Source organism: Amycolatopsis sp. NPDC004368, from assembly GCF_053602515.1.
Genome location: NZ_JBSGDT010000003.1, coordinates 87,120 through 108,488 on the forward strand (window position 1 = coordinate 87,120; position 21,369 = coordinate 108,488).

Consider the following 21,369-nt stretch of genomic DNA (forward strand, 5'->3'; position numbering starts at 1 on the left):
CGCTCAGCGCGGTACCGGCACGGAGGCCAGCACCCGGTCGAGAACCCCGTCGGCGGTCACGCCCTCGAGCTCGGCCTCCGGCCGCACGTCGAGGCGGTGACGCAGAGCGGGGCGGGCCAGCGCCTTCACGTCGTCCGGCGTCGCGTAGTCGCGCCCGGCGAGCCAGGCCCACGCGCGCGTGACGGCGAGCAAAGCCGTTGCCCCACGCGGGGAAACGCCGATGCGCACGGCCGGCAGCTCCCGCGTCGCGCGGCACAGGTCCACGACGTAGCCGATCACCTCGGGCCCGACCGTCACGCCGGCCACGGCCCGGCGCGCGGTCGCGAGCTGCTCGGCCCCGGCGACCGGCCGGATGCCCGCGGCGGCGAGGTCACGCGGGTCGAAACCCTGTGCGTGGCGCCAGAGGATGCCGATCTCGTCCTCGCGCGAGGGCGCCGGCATGGTGAGCTTGAGCAGGAACCGGTCCAGCTGCGCCTCCGGCAGCGGGTAGGTGCCCTCGTACTCGACGGGGTTCTGGGTCGCGATCACCATGAACGGATCGGGCAGCGGCCGCGGCTTGCCGTCGATCGACACCTGCCGCTCCTCCATCGCCTCCAGCAGCGACGACTGCGTTTTCGGCGGCGTGCGGTTGATCTCGTCGGCCAGCAGCAGGTTCGTGAACACCGGGCCCTCGCGGAAGGAGAACTCGCCGCTGTGCGCGTCGTACACGAGCGAACCCGTGACGTCGCCCGGCATGAGGTCGGGCGTGAACTGCACGCGCGTGGTCGTGAGGTCCAGAGACGCCGCCAAAGCCCGCACCAGCAACGTCTTCGCGACGCCGGGGACGCCCTCCAGCAGCACGTGGCCGCGGCAGAGCAGGGCCAGGATGAGCCCGGTGACGGCCGCGTCGTTGCCCACCACGGCCTTGCCGACCTCGGTGCGCAGGGCGATCAGGGCCGCCCGCGCGTCCTGCGTTTGCCCGGGCGCCTGCGTCTGTTCCGTGCTCAAGACCGCTCCACCTCTCGTTCCACGCTGTCCAGTTCGTCCGCCAGCCGGACCAGCCCGGCTTCGTCGGGCGGCGGGCCGTAGAGCACGCCGCCGACCTCGACGGGGTTGCGGCCCGTGCGCGCGCTCACCGTCTCGACGACCGCGGCCGCCTCGGCGTCGCGCGGCAGGCCGAGTCTCGTGCGCAGCCGCGCGCGGGCGGCCTCCCGCAACGTCTCAGCCGCGTGCCCGGCCGCGCCACCGGCCCGGTAGAGCCGTGCGCGGCCCTCGGCCGTTTCCGCGGCCCGCACCACGATCGGCAGCGGCTCGTTCACCACCGGCCCGAGCCGCCGTGCGCGCCACAGAGCCAAGAGCACCACGGCGATCCCGACCGTGTAGGCGCCGTAGCGCCAGCCGGGCGGGATGAGCTCGTAGAAGGACTTCTGCCCGCCGGCGAGCGCCGGGTCGGTCGGCGACGGCACGTACCAGACGAGCCGCTGGTGGTCGCCCAGCAGCCGCATACCCAGCGCCGCGTTGCCCTCGTCGGCGATGCGGTCGTTGGTGAGCGCCGCGCCCGTGCCGAGCACGGTGACGGTGCCCGAGCGATCGGCGACCTGCACGAACGTCGGGGCTTCACCGTCGCGGTAGCACTGGCGGGCTTCGGGGTCTTCGGTGCGGAAGCGGGCTCCGCCCACCGTCGCGCGGCCGGCGCCGACGGCCGCGCCGACCGTGCAGCCGGGGTCGAGCGTGGCCACGTCGGCGGTGCCGGCCGGGTGGACGGTGGGCAGCACCTGCGCCAGCGACTTCGGCCCCGGCGCCAGCAGCACGAGGTGCGCGACGCGGCGGCGCAGGTCGGCGAGCCCGTTGCCCGGCACCCGGTCCGGCGCGGTGACCACGAGCGTGCCGCCGTCGGCCTGCTCCAGGGCCTCGGCGATCGTGTGGACCGGGTGGACGTCCACGCCCTCTTCCTGCAGCAGGTGCGCCAGGGCGTGGCTGCCGTTCGGCTCGTAGGAACCGGGTTCGAGCTCACCACTCGTCTGGTCACCGCGGCCGAGCACGAGCGCCAGCGCGACGAGCACGATCAGCAGCAGCAGCGCGAGCGGAACCCGCACGCCACGCCAGATGCGCTTGAGATCGGGTGATACCGCGGTGTCGGTCACGCGCCCACCAGCACCGGCCGGGCACGGCGGACGCGGTCGTCGAGGTCGGTCAGGGCGCGGTACGCGGCCTCGGTGCCGGGGCGGCCGCCGTAGTGCACGTCGTCGAACTCCCGGGCGCCCGCGGCGAGATCGGCGGCGAGGCCCGGCAGCAGCGCCCCCGCTTCGGTGGCTGCTTCGTCGGCCGTGCGCCCGGAACGCGAGTCGAGCAGCGCCCGCTCTTCCAGCCCCCGCACGATCGCGCGGAAGCGTTCCCGCACGGCGTCGGCGAACTGTCCTTGTGCCGCGGCCTGTTCGGCGGCCTTGCGGTACTCGTCCGCGCTGCGGCGCCGGCCCGAAAAGACGTGCCGGGCCGCCTGCGCCGCTCGCGCGACCTTGCCGACGCGCAGGCGCACCACCACGATCAGCACGATCAGGAGCCCGATGACCAGCAGCAACCCGAGCGGTCCGCCCGGCACTCCGGACAGGTTCGCCAGCAGTTCGCTGAACTTCTCCCCGAGCCAGTGCGCCACCTGCTGCAGCAGCCCGGGCCGCGCGGCCGCGTACGCCGGGTCGGTCAGCTCCTGGACCGCCCGCAGGCGGGCGGGGTCCCGGTCGATGTCGACCGGGACGTCGGTGAGCAGGAATCTCACCACGCCTGCCGCGGCGCCGGCGGCGGGTTGAGCCCGGCGGCGCGCGCCAGCTCGATGTCCATGCCCTCGCGGCGCATCCGCTGGTCGATGTAGAGGACCACGGTGACGAGCGCGGTGAACGGCGCGACGATCGTCGCCGAGATCACCGTGCCCACGGCGCTCAGCACCAGGCTGCCGGTGGTCTGGACCGGTACGGTGGCCTGCGGGTCGAACAGCCCCGAGAACGCGCCCGAGCCGAGGTCGAACGGGATGCTGATGATCGCCGAGATCAGCCAGCCGATCACGCCGGCCAGCAGCAGGATGCCGAACACGCGCCAGAACGCGCCCGACACGAGCGTGCGCGAGCGGCCGAAGGCCTGCCGGATCGTGCCGCGCTCCAGGATCAGCGCGGGGCTCGCGAGCGCCCAGAACACGTACGGGATCACGGCCGGCAGCAGGCAGAAGATCGCGGCGACCGCGGTGGCCAGCCCGTACAGGATCGTCAGGCCCAGCAACGGCAACAGCCTCGGCGTGACCTCCTGCATGGCCGTGCGGAAGTCGACCGGGCGGCCGAGCACGGCCTTGCCCATCACGACCGTGAGGAAGCCGGTGAGGAACGTCCGGCCGAGCAAGGTGATCACGAGTGTCGGGATCAGGGTCAGCGCGGTGCTGCCGAGCAGGTCGTACAGCGCGTCGAGCGCTTCCTGCTGCGTGGCGGCCGGGCCGAGCGTCGCGACGCGGTTGATGTCGGGCTGGACCACGAGCTGCACCGCGAGGGTCAGGCCCGCCACGATCACCGCGATGACCGCCGATGTGCCGAGGATCAGCAGCGGGTAGCGGCGGATGGCGGTGATCGCGCCGTCGAGGATGTCGCCGACGTTGAGCGGGCGCAACGAGATCACGCCGGGCTTGCCGAAGCCGTGCGGAGCCCAGCCCTGCTGCCCGTGCGGTCCGCCGGGGTACTGCGGCATCGGCTGCCCGTACTGCGGGCCGGGCTGCCGCCAGCCACCGGAGGGCGGCTGCTGCGGGCCGGGCTGCTGCCAACCACCGGAGGGCTGCGCGCCGGGCTCGGTCGGCCGCGACGCGTCGCCGCCGGGTGCGGACCACTGGCCGCCGGGTGCCTGCTGCGAGTCCTCGGACTGCGAATCCTGCGGCTGCGAACCTTCGGGCGACGCGGCCGGCGGGGTCACGGCTTCGGTGGCTGCGGCGGGCTCGGTCGGTTCGGGGCCGGCCGGCTGAGGGCGCTGGAAGCCCTGGCTCGGGGTGGGCGCGTCGTCGTCGCGCGCGCCGGGCCCAGGCGAGCCGGGTGTGTCTGTCATCGAAGCCCCTCGTACTCACGACCCGTCACTTGCTGCCACTCACTCTTCCAGAGGCTCCCAAACCGGGCCAGACCTGGGGTGACACCCGGGTCGGGTGACCACGAGGGCCCGAGTGCTGCAGACAGCCCCCGTTCCCCCGATATGCTGAACGGAAGCCGGGGGCCGCCCGGCCCGTGCCGAGACCTCCGGGACCGCCCTGATGACGCAACCGCCCTACGGCCAGGTGCCGCCTCGCGGGACCGTTCAACCGCCGCCGGTCCCGGCCCACGGGCCCGGCAGGCAGGGACCCCACCACGGTGGTCCGCCACAGGGTCCGGGAACCCAGGGTCCGGTGCCGGGACAGCCGGGACCCGGGCCGCAGGGGCCGCCGCGGCAGGGCCCGCCGGGACCGCCGCCGCAGAGCCCGTGGATGGGCCAGTACCCGCCGCACCGTTTCCCGCAGCACCAGCAGAAGACGAAGTCGCCGGGCGCGATCATCGGCATCGCGCTGGGCGCGGTCACGGTGCTGGTGCTCGGGATCGTCGCGATCGTCGCGCTGAACCGGCCGAGCCCGGCCGTGAACGCCACCGGCTACCAGAACCCACCGGCTCCCGCGCCGACCAGCGCGTTCGAGCTGCCGCCGAACAACGGGTCTTCGTCGACCGCTTCGTCGGCACCGAGCGAGCCGACGGTGCCGAGCTCCACCGGACCGCAGAAGATCCTCAAGCTGGCCGACCACCCGATCCTGCAGGATCCGAACGCCGGGCTGCAGAACCGCGTCTGCGACCTGCCGACCTGGCAGAGCACGCAGTCGGGCGCCGAAGCGTTCTTCACCGCGGCCAGCAAGTGCCTCGACGCGGCATGGGGCCCGTTCCTCCAGGCCTACGACCTGCCGTTCACCCCGCCCGCGCTGCACTTCCCCACCGGGCCGAGCTTCGAGACCGCCTGCGGCACGATCCAGGTCGGCATCGCGACGGCGGCGTACTACTGCGAGGACAACCTGTACGTGCCCTTCGCCGGCCTGCAGACCGACCAGTACGGCAACAACCCGGGCGTCTACCTGGCGTTGTTCGCCCACGAGTACGGCCACCACGTGCAGGAGGTCGCCGGGATCATGGACGCCGCGTGGCAGAAGATCTACGCGGCCGGGCAGAACAGCGCCGAGGGCCTCGAGATGTCGCGGCGCAAGGAACTGCAGGCCCAGTGCTTCTCGGGCATGTTTCTCGGCGCCCACGTGGACCAGGGCGGCACGGTCACCCGCGACATGTACAACAAGGCCTGGAACGACCAGGAAACCCGCGGCGACAACACCTCCCACAGCCACGACCACGGCACCAACGCCCACTACGCCTACTGGTGGCGCCAGGGCGCGAAGAACAACCGCATCGCCGACTGCAACACCTTCGCGGCGCCGTCGTCGCTCGTCAGCTGATCCTCACCCGATTCCCGGCGGCTGCCACAGCACCGCGAGCCCGGTAACGTAAGCGACGTCAGCAGTTCCGACGCATCCGGACCACGCCCGCCCTACCTCCGGGGCGTCGTTGTCCGCCGAGGAGGCGAGGGCCGGTTGAGCTCGTCCGGTCCGACCCGACCCCGGTTCGAACTGCTCGGCCCTCTCCGTGGCCGGTCCGGGAACCGCGAGCTCCCCTTGGGGCCGCCCGGGCAGCGGCTGCTGCTCACGGTGCTGCTCGCGCGCGACGGCAACGCCGTCGGCCTCGCCGGTCTGATCGATCTGTTGTGGGACGGCGAGCCACCCTCGAGCGCAGGCAACGTGATCCAGCGTTACGTCGGCGCGTTGCGCCGTCTCGTGGAACCCGGCCTCGCCGCGCGGGCGCAGGGCTCGTGGCTGCTCCGTGATTCGGGCGGGTACGCGGTGCGCCCCGGGGCCGCCTCGTCGGATCTCAGCGAGTTCCGCGCGTTCGCCAGGCAGGCCCGGCAGGTCGAGGAGCCGGGCGAGGCGATGGCCTGGTTCGTCAAGGCACTGGACCTGTGCCGCGGCACCGCCGGAGCCGGCGTCGACGCGCCGGCGCCGGTCGCCGCGCTCCTGGCCGCGATCGACCGGGAGGTCGCCGCAGTGCTGATGCAGGCCGTGGACCTCGCCGTCGAGACCGGGCAGTCGCCGCAGCCGCTGCTGCTGCACCTGGAACGGGTCGCCGCGCTGGACCCGTTCGACGAAGGCGTGCACGCGCGGCTCATCCGCGTGCTGGCGATGCTCGGACGTCGAGCGCCGGCGCTCGACGTGTACCGCGCCATCCGGACGCGGCTGGTCGACGAGCTGGGCGTGGAGCCCGGGCCGGAGCTGGCCCAGGCCCAGCGGGACCTGCTCGCCGAGCCGGAACCCAGGGCGGAAACGCCGTCGGCGTCGGCCGTGCGGCCCGCGCAGCTGCCGCCGGGTCTGGCCGCGTTCACCGGCCGCGACGCCGAGCTGGCCCGGTTGTCCCGGACACTGGTGCCGGCTGCGGGGACCATCCCGATCGTGGTGATCGACGGCCTCGCGGGCGTCGGCAAGACGTCGCTGGCCGTGCGCGTGGGCCACCGCTTGGCGCCGCAGTTCCCCGACGGCCAGCTGTACGTCGACATGCACGGCTTCGACCCCGGCGGCGACGTGGTGGCGCCGGCCGACGCATTGCGGGACTTCCTCGAGGTCCTCGCACCGGGCCTGGTGCCCACCGGGCTCGACGCCCGCAGCGGCCACTACCGGAGCCTGCTCGCCGGCCGCCGGATGCTCGTGGTGCTGGACAACGTCCGAGACGCCGAGCAAGTGCGGCCGCTGCTGCCCGGCTCGCCCGGCTGCGCGGTGATCGTGACCAGTCGCAACAGCCTGACGTCGCTCGTCGTGTCCGAAGGCGCCGAAGTGCTCACCCTCGACACCCTCAGCTCAGGCGAAGCCCATCGCGCCCTCGCCCGCCGGCTCGGCGAAGAACGCGTCGCCGCGGAACCCGAGGCCGTCGCCGAGATCATCCGGCTGTCCGGGCGCCTGCCGCTCGCGCTGGCGATCGTGGCCGCCCGTGTCCGCACCCGCCCCCAGCTCACCCTGACCGCTCTGGCCACGACACTGCGCGAAACCCGGGGCACGCTGACGGGGTTCCGTACCGACGACGTCGGCGACGTCCGCACCGTCTTTTCCTGGTCCTACCGGGTTCTCAGCGAAGCGGCCGCGCGGCTGTTCCGGCTGCTCGCTCTGCACCACGGCACCGACATCTCCGCCGAGGCGGCGGCGAGCCTCGCGGGGGTACCGCTGCCGCCGGCCCGCAACCTGCTCGAGGAGCTCACGCGTATCCGCTACCTCACCGAGCACCGCATCGGCCGCTTCACCGCACACGACTTGATCCGCGCGTACTCCCTGGAGCTGTTGGAAACCACGGACTCGCCGGACGAGCGAGCGGCCGCGGTGCGCCGGCTGGTCAACCACTACCGGTGCGTCGCGCACGAAGCCGACGTGCTCCTCGTACCGGCGCGGGTGGACACCGACCACGTGCCGGCAGCGGGGGCGGGCGTGACAGTGACCGAGCTCGGTGGGTACCAGGACGCCATCAGCTGGTTCGAAGCCGAGCTGCCGGTGATGACCCTGCTCGTCCGGCAGCTCACCGCGACCCCCGAGCTGCGCGCCGAGGCTGGTCCGCTGGTGCTCTCGCTGCTGACCGCCTATCAGACGACCGCGCGCGCCGACGAGTGGGCGGCGGCCACCGAACTGGCGCTGGAAACCGTGACCGACGACAACGCGCTGGCCGCGCAACTGCGCCGCAGCCTGTCGGGTGCCTACTACACGTTGAAACGCCACGAAGACGCCCTGCGCGAGCTGGGCCACACGATGGATCTGCTGACGGACGACGCCGAGCGCGCCTACGTGGAGGTCAACTACGGCCAGGTTCTCGCGGACATCCACCGGTACGAGGAAGCCGTTGAGCATTTTCGGCGCGGAATGGAGCTGCACCGGGCCGTCGGCAACGACAACGGCGAGATGCACGCGATGTCCGGGCTCCCCTACAGCCTCACCAGGATCGGCCGGCTCGACGAAGCGGTGGCGCTCGCGCGGCGCGCGGCCGAACTGTGCGAAGCGGCCGGGGACGAAGTCGGGCTGCACACCGCGTTGGGGGCGATCGGCGAGGCCCGCCGCGCCGCGGGCGACCTGGCCGCGGCCACTGACATCTGGCGCGGCTCGATCGACCGCCTGCGCGCGTCCCGCAACTGGGGCTGGGCTCTGCAGACCCTCGACCACGTCGCCGGGGTGCTCACGGAGGAAGGTGACCACGAGCAAGCGACTCGATTCCGGCGCGAGGCGCTGCAGCTCATCGAGGAGCACGGTCTCCCTGACACCTACGGCGTCCGCGAGCAGCTGCGCGGCACGCCGGGCTGAGTCGCCGGCCGGCTCGGTGCGGCGGCGCCCTCGTCTCTGGTCGACCGGGCCGCGCACGGCGACCGCACCTCGGGGTTCCCCGACAACGGTATCGTTGCCGTGTCAGGGTACGGCACTGCGAGAGGCGGGAGCCGGTTGAGCACGCCCGGTTCACCTCGGCCCCGGTTCGAGCTGCTCGGCCACCTGCGTGGCTTCTCCGGCGATCGCGAGCTCCCCTTGGGCCCGCCCGGGCAGCGCGTGCTGCTCACGGTCCTGCTCGCCCGCGACGGCGCCCCGATCGGGCTCGGCGACCTGATCGACCTGCTGTGGGACGACGACCCGCCCGCCACTGCCGGCAACGTGATCCAGCGTTACGTCGGTGCGTTGCGCCGGCTGGTGGAGCCCGGCCTCACCCCGCGGACGCAGGGTTCGTGGCTCCTGCGCGGTTCGGGCGGGTACGCGGTGAGTTCCGGGGCCGCCACGTCGGATCTCGCCGACTTCCGCGCGTTCGCCAGGCAGGCCCGGCAGGTCGAGGAGTCGGGCGAGGCGATGGCCTGGTTCGTCAAGGCACTGGACCTGTACCGCGGGGTCGCCGGCGGCGGGACGCCCGCGCCGGCGCGCGTCACCGCGCTGCTGGCCGCGATCGACCGCGAGGTCGCCACGGTGGTGATGCAGGCCGCCGACCTCGCGGCGGAGACCGGGCAGTCACCCCAGCCCCTGGTGCCGCACCTGGAGCGCGTGGCCGCGCTGGACCCGTTCGACGAAGGCGTGCACGCGCGCCTGCTGCGCGCGTATGCGACGCTCGGACGCAGAGCGCTGGCGCTCGACGGGTACCGCGCCATCCGCGGCCGCCTGGTCGACGAGCTGGGGGTGGAACCGGGACCGGAGCTGGCCCGCGTCCACCGGGAGCTGCTCGCGGAGCCGGCGCCGGCGCCGAAACCCGACACGCCGGCGGTGTTGCCCGTGCGGCCCGCGCAGCTGCCGCCGGGCCTGGCGGCGTTCACCGGCCGCGACGCCGAGCTGGCCCGGTTGTCGCGGGCGCTGGAACAGGCGGGCGGCACCAGGCCGCTGGTCGTGATCGACGGGCTCGCGGGCGTGGGCAAGACCTCCCTTGCCGTGCGCGTGGGCCACCGGCTCGCTGCGTTGTTCCCCGACGGTCAGCTGTACGTGGACATGCGCGGCTTCGACCCCGGCGGCGATGTGGTGGACCCGGCGGAGGCGTTGCGGGGCTTCCTCGAGGTCCTCGCACCGGGCACGGTGCCCGCCGGGCTCAACGCCCGCAGTGGTCTGTACCGCAGCCTGCTCGCCGGCCGCCGGATGCTCGTGGTGCTGGACAACGTGCGCGACGCCGGGCAGGTGCGGCCGCTGCTGCCCGGCGAACCCGGCTGCGGCGTGATCGTGACCAGCCGCAACAGCCTCGCCTCGCTGGTCGTGTCCGACGGCGCCGAGGTGCTCACGCTCGACACCCTCACCGACGAGGAAGCCCGCCGTGCCCTCGCCCGCCGGCTCGGCGAGGAACGCGTCGCGGCCGAGCCCGAAGCGGTCGACGAGATCATCCGGCTGTGCGGACGCCTGCCGCTCGCGCTGGCGATCGTGGCCGCCCGCGTGCGCACCCACCCGCAGCTCACCCTGAGCGTCCTCGCCGCGAAGCTGCGCGAAGCCCGCGGCACGCTGGCGGCCTTCCGCACCGACGACGTCGGCGACGTCCGCACGGTCTTCTCCTGGTCGTACCGGATCCTCAGCGCCGAGGCGGCCCGGCTGTTCCGGCTGCTGGCGGTGCACCACGGCACCGACATCTCCGCCGAAGCCGCGGCGAGCCTCGCCGGCGTGCCGTCGGCACGGGCCCGGACGCTGCTGGAAGAGCTGACCCGCATGCGGTACCTCACCGAGCACCGGCCCGACCGCTTCACCGCACACGACCTGGTCCGCGCCTACTCCCTGGAGCTGATGGAGGCCACGGACCCACCCGAGGAGCAGGCGGCGGCGCTGCGGCGGCTGGTCAACCACTACCGGTGCGTCGCCCACGAAGCCACCACGCTGTTGAAGCCGGTGCGGCCGCCCGACGCCGCACCCGTGCCGGAGCCCGGCGTGACCGTGACCCGGATCGGCGGCTACGAAGAGGCCGTGGGGTGGTACGAGGCCGAGCTGCCCACCTTGACCCTGCTGGTCCGGAGGCTGGCCGCGACCCCCGCGCTGCGGGCGGAGACGGCGCCGCTGGCGCTGTCACTGGCCATGCCCTACGAGCAGTTCGTGCGCGGCGAGGAGTGGGAGTCGGGCATCAAGCTGGCACTGGGCACCGTCGACCGCAACGACCCGCTGATCGCGCCGCTGCACCGCAGCCTCGGTCTCGCCTACTACACCCTGCAGCGCTACGAGGACAGCCTCCGCGAGCTGGCCCGCTCGATGGACCTGCACTCCGACGACGCCGAGCGCGCGTACCTGCACATCAACATCGGGCAGATCCTGGGGGACATCGGCGGCCCGGACCGCTACGACGAAGCCATCGACCACTTCCGGCGAGGGATGGACCTGCACCGGGCCGCCGGCAACACCCAGGCCGAGATGATCGCGATGGCCGGGCTCGCGTACCCCCTCGCCAAGTTCGGCCTCCTCGACGAGGCGATGGCGGTGGCGGAGCAGGCGGCCGAGCGCTGCAGAGCTGCCGGCGAAGAAGCCGCGCTGCGCACCGCGATGGGGGCGATCGCCCAAGCCCGGCTGGCGGCGGGCGACCTGACCGGAGCCACGGAGATCTGGCGCGCCTCGATCGATCAGCTCCGTGCCGCGCAAGGCTGGCGCTGGGCGCTGCAGCTGCTCGATCACCTCGCCAGCGTGTACACGGACGCCGGTGACGAAAAGCAGGCAAGGAGCGTCCTGCGGGAGGCGCTGGATCTCATCGAGGAACACGACGTGCCCGACGCCTACGGTGCCCGCGGGCAGCTCGGCGAACTCAGTGCAGGAGCGCGAGCTTTCCCGGGCCCCTGATCACGAGGAACGCGTACATCCCCCCGGCGAAGCACGCGAAGACCAGCAGCACGAGCGCGATCGGCCCGCGCGCGTCCTGCGAGCCCGCCGACGCGTCGGCCGCGCTGACGGTGATCGGCCCGGCGTCCGGCGCGTCCACCGGCACACCGACCTCGACGCGTTCGCCCTGGGCGTGACCGCAGCCGTTGAGGGTGCCTTCACGCGGTTTGCCGCCGAGGCTGAACGTGACCGACTCGGTGGGGTTCCCCGCCGAGCACGCGGCCGGTTTGGTCACCTCGGCCTGCACGGGCGCGCCGGCTTCGGCGCCGGCGATGCCGAACAGGCCCGGCCCGGCGAGCCACGCCAGCACCACCACGAGCCCGCCGGCCACGGCCGGGATGCCCACCTGCAGCCACCTCTGGACTGAGGTCTTGCTCGTGAGGTCGGAGAGCTGCACTTGGCCATGGTTCCAGATCCGCGGGGCAAAACCCAGTGAGGTCCGGGCGCCACCTCGTCACCGTGCGCCGATCGGTGGTCACCGAGGGCTCAGGACTCGACCTTGTCGACGGAGGTCACCTTTTTGACGTAGAGCAGCCGGTCGCCGGGTTCGAGGGCGTCGGCCTGCGGGGCGTCGACGCGGAAGAGCACGCCGTCGCGGACCACGCCCAGCACGATGTCCGACAGGTGCCGCGGCGAGCCGCCCTCCTCCGCCGTCTCCACGGCGCGCTCGGCGATCGCGAGTCCCGACTCGGGGGTGATGAGGTCCTCGACCATGTCGACCACGAGCGGGGTCGAGGTCGCCATGCCCAGCAGGCGCCCGGCCGTCTCGCTGGAGACCACGACCTGGTTCGCCCCTGACTGCTTGAGCAGGTGCACGTTCTCGGCCTCGCGCACCGACGCCACGATGTGCGACTTCGGGGCGAGCTCACGCGCGGTGAGCGTGACCAGCACCGCGGTGTCGTCGCGGTTCGGGGCGACGACCACGGCCTTCGCGTGCTGCACCCCCGCCACGCGCAGCACGTCGCCCCTGGTCGCCGAGCCGTGCACGGTCACCAGGCCCATCGCGCTCGCCGCCTCCAGCGCCTGCTGGTCGGTGTCCACCACGACGATGCGGCTCGGCTGCACCTCCTCGTCGCCGAGCAGCGCGTTGACGGCCGAGCGGCCCTTCGTGCCGAACCCGACGACGACGGTGTGGTCGCGCACCTTCGTCCTCCACTTCTGGATCTTGAATGCCTGCCGGGAGCGCTCCGTGAGCACCTCCAGCGTGGTCCCGACGAGGACGATGAGGAAGAGCACGCGCAACGGCGTGATGACGAGGATGTTCACCAGCCGCGCCGACGCCGAAGCCGGGGCGATGTCGCCGTAGCCGGTCGTGGAGAGCGAGACGGTGGCGTAGTAGATCGAGTCGAGGAACGAGACCCCGTCACCGTTCACGTCGCGGTAGCCGCCGCGGTCGGCGTACACGATCAGCACCGCGGCCAGCAGCGCGAGCAGGGCGCCGACGATCCGCTTGACGATCGCGCGCATCGGGCTCGACGTGAACTCCGGCATGCGGATCACGCCGACGAGCTCGTGGTCGGGGCGGTCGTTGAGCCGGACGTTCAGGGGCAGCCGTTTCAGGGCTTTCATGCACCGGCTCCCCGCGGGTGTTCGGCGTCACTCACAGCGGGGAGGATAGCCGAAGGTCATCGCCCGCACACCCGTCGAGCTGATCACGTTGTGGCAGGCTGGACGCATGACCGACTCGAGGCCGCCGCAGCGGCCCGCGTACTGGCTGGCCGGCTTCCTCGCCTCCGCCGGCGCCATGCACTTCCTGCGTCCGAAGCAGTACGACGCGCTCGTGCCGGAGGAGCTGCCCGGTTCGCGTCGCACGTGGACCTACGCCTCCGGTGCCGCCGAACTGGGTGTGGCCGCGACCATCGCGCTGCCGAAGACCCGGCGCCTCGGCGGGCTCGCGGCGGCGCTGCTGTTCGTCGCGGTGTTCCCCGGCAACGTGAAGATGGCGCTGGACTTCGAACGGACCAGGAAGCCCGTGCAGGCGCGCGCGGCGGCGTGGTTCCGCTTGACGGCCCAGTGGCCGCTGGTGAAGTGGGCGCTGGCGGTGCGTGACAACGCCTGACCGATCAGCTTGAGTGCTCACTCCCGAGGGACGCTGCGCAGCAGGTCGCGAAGGCCCTCCGCGTCGAGGAGATCCGCGGGGCGGAGCGTGTGTCCGTGGCGCACGTAGTGGAACGCGGCACGGACGCGGTCCACCGGCACGTTCTTGAGCGCCGCCCAGGCCAGCCGGTACGCGCCGAGCTGCACGGCCAGTGCGGGCAGCCGCTCGGCCGAGGGGACGGACCCGGTTTTCCAGTCCACCACGGTCCAGCCGCCGTCCGGGTCGGCGTACACCGCGTCCATCCGGCCCCGCACGGTGACGCCTTCGACGTCGGCCGAGAACGGCACCTCCACGGCCAGCGGCACGCGCTCGGCCCACTCGCTGCGTTCGAAGGCTTCCTGCAGCGCCTCGAAATCGGAGTCCGGGGCCTCGCCGAGGTCGGCGGCGCCGGGCAGGTCGTCGATGTCCAGCAGGCCCTCCCCCGAGAACCGCTGTTCGAGCCAGGTGTGGAACGCGGTGCCGCGACGCACGAAAGTGTTGGGCGGCAAGGGAAGCGGACGGCGAAGCTTGCGGGCGAGCGCCTCGGCGTCGGCGGCGAGCTCCACGAGCTGGCTCACCGACAGCTGCGCGGGCAGCACCACCCGGTCCACTGTGGACTGGGCGCGAGCGCGTTCGGCGAGCAGCACGTCGGTGTCGGCGGCCCAGCCGTCCGGGTCCTCCGGGTCAACCTCATCCTCGTCGGTTTCCCAGTCGTCCTCGGGGATCTCGTCGACGTCGTACGGTTCTTCGTCGAACTCGTCGGGTTCGGGTGGCAGCGGCACCTCGTCGTCCGTGCCGACGCTGAACAGTTCCGGCTGCTCGGGCTCGAGCCGTGCCGGTTGCGGTTCCGGCGCTTCGGGCAGCGCCGCCATGGCCGCGAACACCATCTCGACGCCCGTGGAGACCCCTGTGCGCCGGTCGCCGAGCGGGTCGACGGGCCAGCTCGCCTTGCGCGAGTCGGCGACCAGCGGGTTCTCGTCGTCCTCGGCGGGTTCGTCGGCCCACGCGTCGAGCACGCCGATCGGCGGGTCGGCTTCACGCAGCACGTCGGCGATCTCGGTGAGGAACGCCGACGGGCCTTTCGCCCGGGTGCTGCTCTCGTTCCACCAGTGCCCGGACACGATCAACGTGCGCTCCGACCGCGTGAGCGCCACGTAGCAGAGCCGGCGCTCCTCGTCGGCCTCCCGCTCGGCGAAGCCCTCCTCGTGCAGTTCGAGGGCTTCCTGCACCTCCTTGCGGTCGAACCCCGCCGACACGCGCAGCTCGGGCAGGTCGGCCGAGTCGCCGCGCAGCACCGCGGGCAACGACGTCGTGGTGCGCAGCCACGACGAGGACCGGCGCTTGCTCGGGAACACCTCGGCCACGAGGTGCGGCACGGCCACGACCTCCCACTCGAGCCCCTTCGCCGAGTGCACGGTGAGCACCTGCACGCGATCGGGCACCACCTCGACCTCACCCGGGGTGAGGCCGTCCTCGGCGTGGGCGGCGGTGTTGAGGTAGTCCACAAAGGACAGCAGAGTAGCGGTCGGCGCCGTCTCGGCGTAGTCGGTCACCACGTCGGCGAACGCGTCGAGGTGCGCGCGCCCGGCCGAACCGGGGCGGGCCAGGGACTCGACGTCGAGCAGCATCGTGCGTTCGACGTCGGCCACCAGCTCAGGCAGCGACTGGTCGAGGCGGCGGCGCAGCGCGGCCAGCTCGGCGCCGATGCGGCGGATGCGCCGGTAGCCTTCCTCGGAGTAGCGCTCCGGTCTGCCGGGCTCGTCGACGGCGTCGATGAGGCCCGCCTGCTCGGCGCGTTCGGTGACGAGCACCGGTTCGTCCTCGGACTCGGTCTGCGGCACGGGTGACGAGAGCTCCCCGGCCCGCCGCCACAGCGCGGCCAGGTCCGCGGCCGCGAGCCGCCAGCGCGCGCCCGTGAGCAGGCGGGCAGCGGCACTGCCGGCGAGCGGGTCGGCCAGCACCCGCAGCGTGCTCACGAGGTCGGCGACCTCGGGTTCGTCGAGCAGGCCGCCGAGGCCGACGACCTCCACCGGCAGCCCGCGCATCCGCAGCTCGGCCGCGATCGGCGCCATGTCCGCGCGCCTTCGCACCAGCACGGCGGCCGTCGGCGGTTTGCCGGTCTCCTCGTTTTCGGCGAGCCAGCGACGTGCCAACGCGTCGGCCACCCACTCGCGTTCGGCGCGCACGTCGGGCAGCAGCGCCACCGCGATGTCGGCCGGTCCGGCGCCCTCGCGTGCCCGCAGCGGTTCCACGCCGAGGCCGCGGGCGCGCAGCGGCTCGGCCACGGCGTTGGCCAGGTCCAGGATCTCCGGCGGGTTGCGGAAGCTCGTGAGCAGGCCGAACTCGTGCGCCGGCGCGAGCTCGCCGCCGACGCGGCGCGGGAAGTCGGTGGTGAAGCGCGGCAGGTTGGCCGCCGAAGCACCGCGCCAGCCGTAGATGGCCTGCGCCGGGTCGCCCACGGCCGTGACGGGCATCGGCGCGTGGTCACCCGTGCCGAACAACGACCGCAGCAGCACCCGCTGGGCGTGGCCGGTGTCCTGGTACTCGTCGAGCAGCACGGCTCCGTAGCGCTCGCGCTCCCCCGTGACCACGGCCGGGTAGTGATCCGCCAGCTGCGCCGCGAGCGACATCTGGTCGGCGAAGTCGAGCGCGCCCTCGGCCCGCTTGCGCCGGTGGTAGGCCTCGACGAGCGGCAGCAGCGCGAGCCGGAACCGTTGCGCCGCAAGCACTTCCTGCAGCTTCTGGGGCAACGCCGCCCGCTGGCCCTTGGCGCGCGGGGCGTTCTCGATCACCTCGCACAGCCACGACGTGTACTCCGCGAGCCGCTCGGTGGACACGAGGTGCTCGCCGAGCTCCCCGGCCAGCGCGAGCAGCTGCGCCGTGACCGACGAGGGCACGCGGTCGGTGTCGAGATCGTCGTCCCAAGTGGACACCACGCGGTGCGCGAGCTGCCACGACGAGGTCTCCGACAGCAGTCGCACGCCCGGCTGCACCGGCAGCCGCAGGCCGTGTTCGGACAGCAGCCGCCCGGCGTACGCGTGATACGTCAGCACGGTCGGCTCTCCCGCGACGACGGTGGCGCGCAACGCACCCGACGGGTCGAGCTTCTCGAGCAGCCCCGACCCGGCCAGGCGGCGCAGCCGGGCCCGCACGCGCTCGCCGAGCTGGCGTGCGGCCTTGCGTGTGAACGTCAGCCCCAGCACGCGTTCGGGGCTCACGATCCCGTTGGCCACCAGCCACACCACGCGTGCGGCCATCGTCTCGGTCTTGCCCGCGCCGGCGCCCGCGACGACCAGCGACGGCTCGACGGGCGAGGAGATCACGGTCGCCTGTTCGGGCGTCGGCCGGTGCAAGCCGAGCGCGTCGGCGATCTCCGCGGGCTCGACCGGGTTGGCGATGAGCCGGAAGCTCACGGGCCGGTCACCTGCCTGCCCTCGGGGCGCAGCGGGCAGCAGCCGCGCGCCGGGCAGCGGTCGCAGTCGGGGTTCTCGTGGGCCTGGTAGCCGGGCCCGGCCGCCGACGCCGCCGCGGACCGCACGAGGTCGAGCCACTGCCGGCCGCCGTCCTCGTCGAGCGGCGGCTGGTCGCGCTGGGTCGCGCCGGTCTTGTTGTTCGACTTCGCCACGTACACCAGCCGTGCGCCACCCGGCGTGCTCTTGCCCTCGATCGCGCCGAGCAGCACGGCGAGCTGGTACGCGGCGAGCTGCGGGTGCTGTTCGGCGTCGGCGCCGGAAACGGGCACCTTGCCGGTCTTGATGTCCACGATCACCGGGCGGCCGTCCTTGTCGAGCTCGACCCGGTCGACGCGGCCGCGCAGCATCACGCGCACCTCGTCGTCGCCCATCGGCAGCTCCACCTCGATGTCCTGCTCGACCCCGGCCTCGATCAGCTCCTTGCGGCTGCCTTCGAGCCACGTCACGAAGTTGCGCAGCATCTGCTCCACCCGGCTGCGCTCGCGCCGCGAGAACCACGGCGCGCCGGCGTCCACGCGCACCCAGGCTTCGTCGAGCGCGGCCTGGATCTGGTCGTCGGTGCGTCCGCCCGCCACGGCCTGGGCGAGACCGTGGACCAGCGTTCCGGTCACGGCGGCAAGCTGCGCGGGATCGCTGCCGCCGTGGCGTTCGACGAGCCAGCGCAGCGGGCACTTGACCAGAATTTCCACTGTGGACGGTGAGATCCGCATGAGGTCACCGGGTTTGTGCACCGGTTCGTCGGTCGAAGACGGCAGCAGCCCGTACCAGGTGCTGGGGTGCGCGCCGGGCACGCCGGCGTCGGCCAGGCGCGCGAGCTGCTTCGCCGCGCGGTCGCGCCGTGGCGGATCGGCCTTGTCGTCGCACACGACCTCGCGCAGCTCGCCGACGAGCTCGGCCAGCACGAGCGACCGGCCCGGCGGCTTCATGCGGGAGTCGAGCGCGCCGTCGTCGGCGCCGTTCTCCTCCAGGTCGTCGAGGAAGCGCGAGGGCTGCTCGTCCTCGCCGGCGACGGCCGTGACCAGCAATGTCCGGCGCGCACGGGAGGCGGCGACGTAGAACAGCCGCCGTTCCTCGGCGAGGATCGGGGCGATGGCGGAGACCTTGTCGCCGTCCTCCACGCCGGACAGCAGGTCCACGAGCCGCTCGACGCCGAGCAGCGAGCCCCGCAGCCGCAGGTCCGGCCACGCGCCCTCCTGCACCCCGGCCACGGCGACGACCGTCCACTCGCGACCCGCGGCCGCGTGCGCGGTCAGCAGCGACACGCCCTCACCCGGGATCGCGGCGGGCGCGAGCGTGTCGCCGGCGATGTTCTGCGACGACAGGTAGTCGGCGAACGACGCCACGCTCGCGCGCGGCAGCCGGTCGACGTACCGGCCGGCGGCGTCGAACAACGCGACCACGGCGTCGAGGTCGCGGTCGGCCTGCGCGCCGAGCGAGCCACCGCGGTCGACGAAGCGCAGCAGCCGTTCCTGCAGCCCGCTGGCCTCCCACAGCTCCCACAGAACCTGCTCCACGCCTACACCACGCGCGACGGCCTGGTGCGTGACGCTCAGCAGCTTGCCGACGCGGCGCACCGGCGTCGCCTCGGCGTCGGCGAGCCCGGCCAGGATGTCGCCGCCGCGCAGTGCTTCCACGAGCAGCTCGTCGCTGGCGCGCTGGCCACCGCCGGCGAGTTCGAGGCGGCGCAACCCGCGGCGCACGCGGCGCAACGCGAGCGGGTCGGCGCCACCGAGTGACGAGGACAGCAGCATCTCCGCGAGGTCGACGTCGAGCAGCTCCGGCTCGGCCGCGATCCGCAGCACCGCCAGCAGCGGCCGCACGGCGGAGTGCTTGGCCAGCGGCAGTTCCTGGGTGGCACTGCCGATCGGCACCCCGGCGGCCCGCAACGCGCGTTGCAGCACCAGGAAGGCCCGCGCGGGCGAGCGCACGAGCACCGCCATCTCCGACCACGGCACGCCGTCGACGAGGTGCGCACGCCGCAGCTGGTCGGCGATCCAGCTCGCTTCGGCCGCGGGTGTCGGCATCAGGCGCACGCGGACCTTGCCGCCGCGTTTTCCCGGGGGCGAAAGGAGCTTCCGGTGCTGGGAGGCACCCGGCAGCGTCGCACCCAGCCTCGTCACGGCCTCGCGCACGGCCGGGGCGAGCCGGTGCGACGTGGTGAGCGAGACCGTGCGATCGCCCTCGACGTCGGCGTCGGCGAACAGCCGCGGATCGGCGCCGCGGAAGGAGAACACGGACTGGTCGGGGTCTCCGGCCAGCACGAACTCGGCCGCTGTGGTGCCGATCTGGCGGATCAGCTGGATCTGCAACGGGTCGAGGTGGTGGGCGTCGTCGACGAACAGGTGCCGCACGCGGCCGCGCTCCCGGTCGCGCAGCTCCTCGTCGTCCTCCAGGGCGAGCAGCGCCGAAGTGACCAGCTCGGCCGCGTCGAGGGCCGGTGCGCTGCGCACGCCGAGCGCGTTGCCGCCCGCGCCCTGCAGCTGGGTGACTTCCTCGTACTGCGCCCAGAAGTGCCCGGCCGCCACCCACTCCTCGCGGTCCTTGCGGTGGCCCAGCTCCAGGAGGTCCTCGGGCCCGAGCCCGCGCTCGGCCGCGCGCATCAGCAGGTCGCGCAGCTCCTCGGCGAAGCCCGGCACCAGCAACGCCGGCCGCAGCTGCGCGGGCCAGTCGGGCGCGCCGATCTCCAGGTCGCCCTGCAGCAGCTCCCGCACCACCACGTCCTGCTCGGCACCGGCCAGCAACCGCGGCGCGGGCAGCTCTTCCGCGCGCGCTTCCAGGCGCAGCAGCGAGAACGCGTACGAGTGCACCGTGCGCACGAGAGGCTCACTCACCGTGCGCGGCAACGGCGAAGACTGCTCCGGATCGGCGGTGAGCCGGCGCGTGATGTCGGCCCGCAGCGCGTCGGCCGCGCGCCGCGACGCGGTGAGCACGAGCACACTTTCCGGGTCGGCGCCGTCGGCGATCCGGCGCGCGGCCGCGGTGGCGAGCAAGGTCGTCTTGCCCGTGCCGGGGCCGCCGAGCACGCGGAGGAACCCCTGGGGCGCGGCCAGCAGCCGGCGCGCGCCTTCGTCCCAGGTGAACGTGGGTGAGCCGGGCTGGGGCGGGCGCACGAGCCGCGCCTGTCCCTGTGCCGTTCTCCGCCCGTTCACACCAGTGATGGAAGCACGCCGCCACGCACGGGTGGCGCACCGGCACGCGGTTGGCCCACCGGCGGTCGAAACTGTCGGTGGGGTGCGGCACAGTGCACGGGTGGACGACGAACTGCACGAGCGGATCCGGGCCGTCATCAACGACGTGCCCGCGGGCTCAGTGGCGACCTACGGTGACATCGCGACCCTCAGCGGCGCACCGTCACCGAGGCTGGTCGGGCGCGTGCTCGCGGAGGACGGGCACGACCTGCCGTGGCAACGGATCCTGCGTGCCGACGGAACCCCGGCGCCGCACCTGGCCCACGAGCAGCTCGCGCGCCTGCGCGCGGAAGGCGTGCTCGCCGATGGGCAGAAAGTGAACCTGCGTGAGTACCGCTGGCGTCCGGATGGGCTGCCGGACGAGGACGCACCCGAAGGCCTCTTGGGGATCCCTGACATTTAGGTTAGGTTTACCTAATGGCATTGCTGACTGCGCACCGCGGCCGGGTCACCGCGGTCCGGCGGGTCACCCCGCACATGGCCAGGGTCACGTTCGACTGCGCCACCCTCGCGGCGACCGAAGGATTCGGCCCCGACGCCTACCTGAAGGTGTTCTTCCCCCTCGACGGGCAGGACGAGCCGCAGCTGCCGCCCGTACCCTCAGGCGGCGACGTCATGTCCTGGTACAAGACCTACCTCGCGATGCCCGACGGCGTCCGGCCGCCGATGCGCACCTACACCGTGCGCGCGTTCCGGCCAGAGCTCGGCGAGGTGGACATCGACTTCGTGCTGCACGACGACAACCTGGGCCCGGCCTCGGAGTGGGCCGCGCGGGCCGCGGCGGGCGACCGCGTCGCGTTCGTGGGTCCGCACAGCCTGTACGAGGTGCCGGAGAGCGCCGAGTGGCAGCTGCTGATCGGCGACGAGACGGCGCTGCCCGCCATCGGCGCGATCGTGGAGAACCTGCCCAGCTCGGCGCGAGCCTCGATCTACGTCGAGATCCCGGACCGCGCCGAACGCCAGACGTTCGACACCGCCGGCGCCGTCGAGCTGCACTGGGTCGTGCGCGGCGCCCGGCCCCACGGCGAAGCCCTGCTCGACGCCGTGCGCGCCGCGAGCCTGCCCGGCGGTGCGCCGTACGCCTGGGTTTCGGGTGAGGCGGGCGTGGTGAAGCACATCCGCCGCCACCTCGTGCGCGAGCGCGGCTTCGACAAGGACACCGTCTGCTTCACCGGCTACTGGCGCCATGGCCTCAGCGAGGAAGCGGTCGGGCGCGAGCGTGTGGCGGCAGTTTCCTGAGCTGTG

The 21,369-nt window shown here is 73.3% G+C and carries 14 protein-coding genes; 6 read left to right on the top strand and 8 right to left on the bottom strand.

Translation table 11 applies throughout. The features are described 5' to 3' along the window. Positions 1–3 precede the first annotated feature (3 nt). The 4 genes from ACWEOE_RS06390 to ACWEOE_RS06405 are packed head-to-tail and all read right to left on the bottom strand — an operon-like array spanning position 4 to position 4,050. Positions 4–987: an AAA family ATPase gene (locus tag ACWEOE_RS06390; protein ID WP_452004775.1), complete on the bottom strand. Its 984-nt coding sequence runs from the start codon at positions 985–987 to the stop codon at positions 4–6. After that, positions 984–2,123, bottom strand: a complete 1,140-nt coding sequence (locus tag ACWEOE_RS06395) for a DUF4350 domain-containing protein (RefSeq protein ID WP_452004778.1) — start codon at positions 2,121–2,123, stop codon at positions 984–986. The genes ACWEOE_RS06390 and ACWEOE_RS06395 overlap by 4 nt, the downstream gene beginning before the upstream one ends. Further along, a complete protein-coding gene (locus ACWEOE_RS06400) occupies positions 2,120–2,755 on the bottom strand; it encodes a DUF4129 domain-containing protein (protein WP_452004780.1) in 636 nt (211 codons plus the stop codon). Before ACWEOE_RS06400 ends, ACWEOE_RS06395 begins: the two co-directional genes overlap by 4 nt. Further along, positions 2,749–4,050, bottom strand: coding sequence for a hypothetical protein (locus ACWEOE_RS06405; RefSeq protein WP_452004781.1), 1,302 nt, complete (start codon positions 4,048–4,050; stop codon positions 2,749–2,751). Before ACWEOE_RS06405 ends, ACWEOE_RS06400 begins: the two co-directional genes overlap by 7 nt. 409 nt (positions 4,051–4,459) lie before the next feature. On the opposite strand from ACWEOE_RS06405, the gene ACWEOE_RS06410 reads away from it, so the two are divergent. From ACWEOE_RS06410 to ACWEOE_RS06420, 3 genes are all read left to right on the top strand, one after another. Then, positions 4,460–5,461, top strand: coding sequence for a neutral zinc metallopeptidase (locus tag ACWEOE_RS06410; RefSeq protein ID WP_452004784.1), 1,002 nt, complete (start codon positions 4,460–4,462; stop codon positions 5,459–5,461). Between the two features lie 216 nt (positions 5,462–5,677). Further along, positions 5,678–8,386, top strand: coding sequence for a BTAD domain-containing putative transcriptional regulator (locus tag ACWEOE_RS06415; RefSeq protein ID WP_452004786.1), 2,709 nt, complete (start codon positions 5,678–5,680; stop codon positions 8,384–8,386). A 135-nt stretch (positions 8,387–8,521) separates the two neighbouring features. Beyond that, on the top strand, positions 8,522–11,347 hold the full coding sequence (locus tag ACWEOE_RS06420; protein ID WP_452004788.1) for an AfsR/SARP family transcriptional regulator: 2,826 nt from the start codon (positions 8,522–8,524) through the stop codon (positions 11,345–11,347). Here ACWEOE_RS06420 and ACWEOE_RS06425 read toward each other — a convergent pair. Both ACWEOE_RS06425 and ACWEOE_RS06430 read right to left on the bottom strand, forming a co-directional pair. Then, positions 11,313–11,732: a hypothetical protein gene (locus ACWEOE_RS06425; RefSeq protein ID WP_452005644.1), complete on the bottom strand. Its 420-nt coding sequence runs from the start codon at positions 11,730–11,732 to the stop codon at positions 11,313–11,315. The genes ACWEOE_RS06420 and ACWEOE_RS06425 overlap by 35 nt on opposite strands. A gap of 140 nt (positions 11,733–11,872) precedes the next feature. After that, complete coding sequence (locus ACWEOE_RS06430; protein ID WP_452004790.1) at positions 11,873–12,955, bottom strand: potassium channel family protein; 1,083 nt, start codon at positions 12,953–12,955, stop codon at positions 11,873–11,875. A gap of 106 nt (positions 12,956–13,061) precedes the next feature. Here ACWEOE_RS06430 and ACWEOE_RS06435 point away from each other — a divergent pair, with 106 nt between their 5' ends. Next, complete coding sequence (locus tag ACWEOE_RS06435) at positions 13,062–13,445, top strand: DoxX family protein (RefSeq protein WP_452004793.1); 384 nt, start codon at positions 13,062–13,064, stop codon at positions 13,443–13,445. A gap of 17 nt (positions 13,446–13,462) precedes the next feature. Here the strand turns inward: ACWEOE_RS06435 and ACWEOE_RS06440 are convergent, their stop codons facing one another. Both ACWEOE_RS06440 and ACWEOE_RS06445 read right to left on the bottom strand, forming a co-directional pair. Beyond that, positions 13,463–16,876, bottom strand: a complete 3,414-nt coding sequence (locus ACWEOE_RS06440) for an ATP-dependent helicase (protein WP_452004796.1) — start codon at positions 16,874–16,876, stop codon at positions 13,463–13,465. Continuing rightward, positions 16,873–20,046: an ATP-dependent helicase gene (locus ACWEOE_RS06445; RefSeq protein WP_452005646.1), complete on the bottom strand. Its 3,174-nt coding sequence runs from the start codon at positions 20,044–20,046 to the stop codon at positions 16,873–16,875. The genes ACWEOE_RS06440 and ACWEOE_RS06445 overlap by 4 nt, the downstream gene beginning before the upstream one ends. A 139-nt stretch (positions 20,047–20,185) precedes the next feature. Here ACWEOE_RS06445 and ACWEOE_RS06450 point away from each other — a divergent pair, with 139 nt between their 5' ends. After that, a complete protein-coding gene (locus tag ACWEOE_RS06450) occupies positions 20,186–20,527 on the top strand; it encodes an MGMT family protein (RefSeq protein WP_452004798.1) in 342 nt (113 codons plus the stop codon). Between the two features lie 14 nt (positions 20,528–20,541). Then, positions 20,542–21,363: a siderophore-interacting protein gene (locus tag ACWEOE_RS06455; RefSeq protein ID WP_452004801.1), complete on the top strand. Its 822-nt coding sequence runs from the start codon at positions 20,542–20,544 to the stop codon at positions 21,361–21,363. Positions 21,364–21,369: the final 6 nt, after the last annotated feature.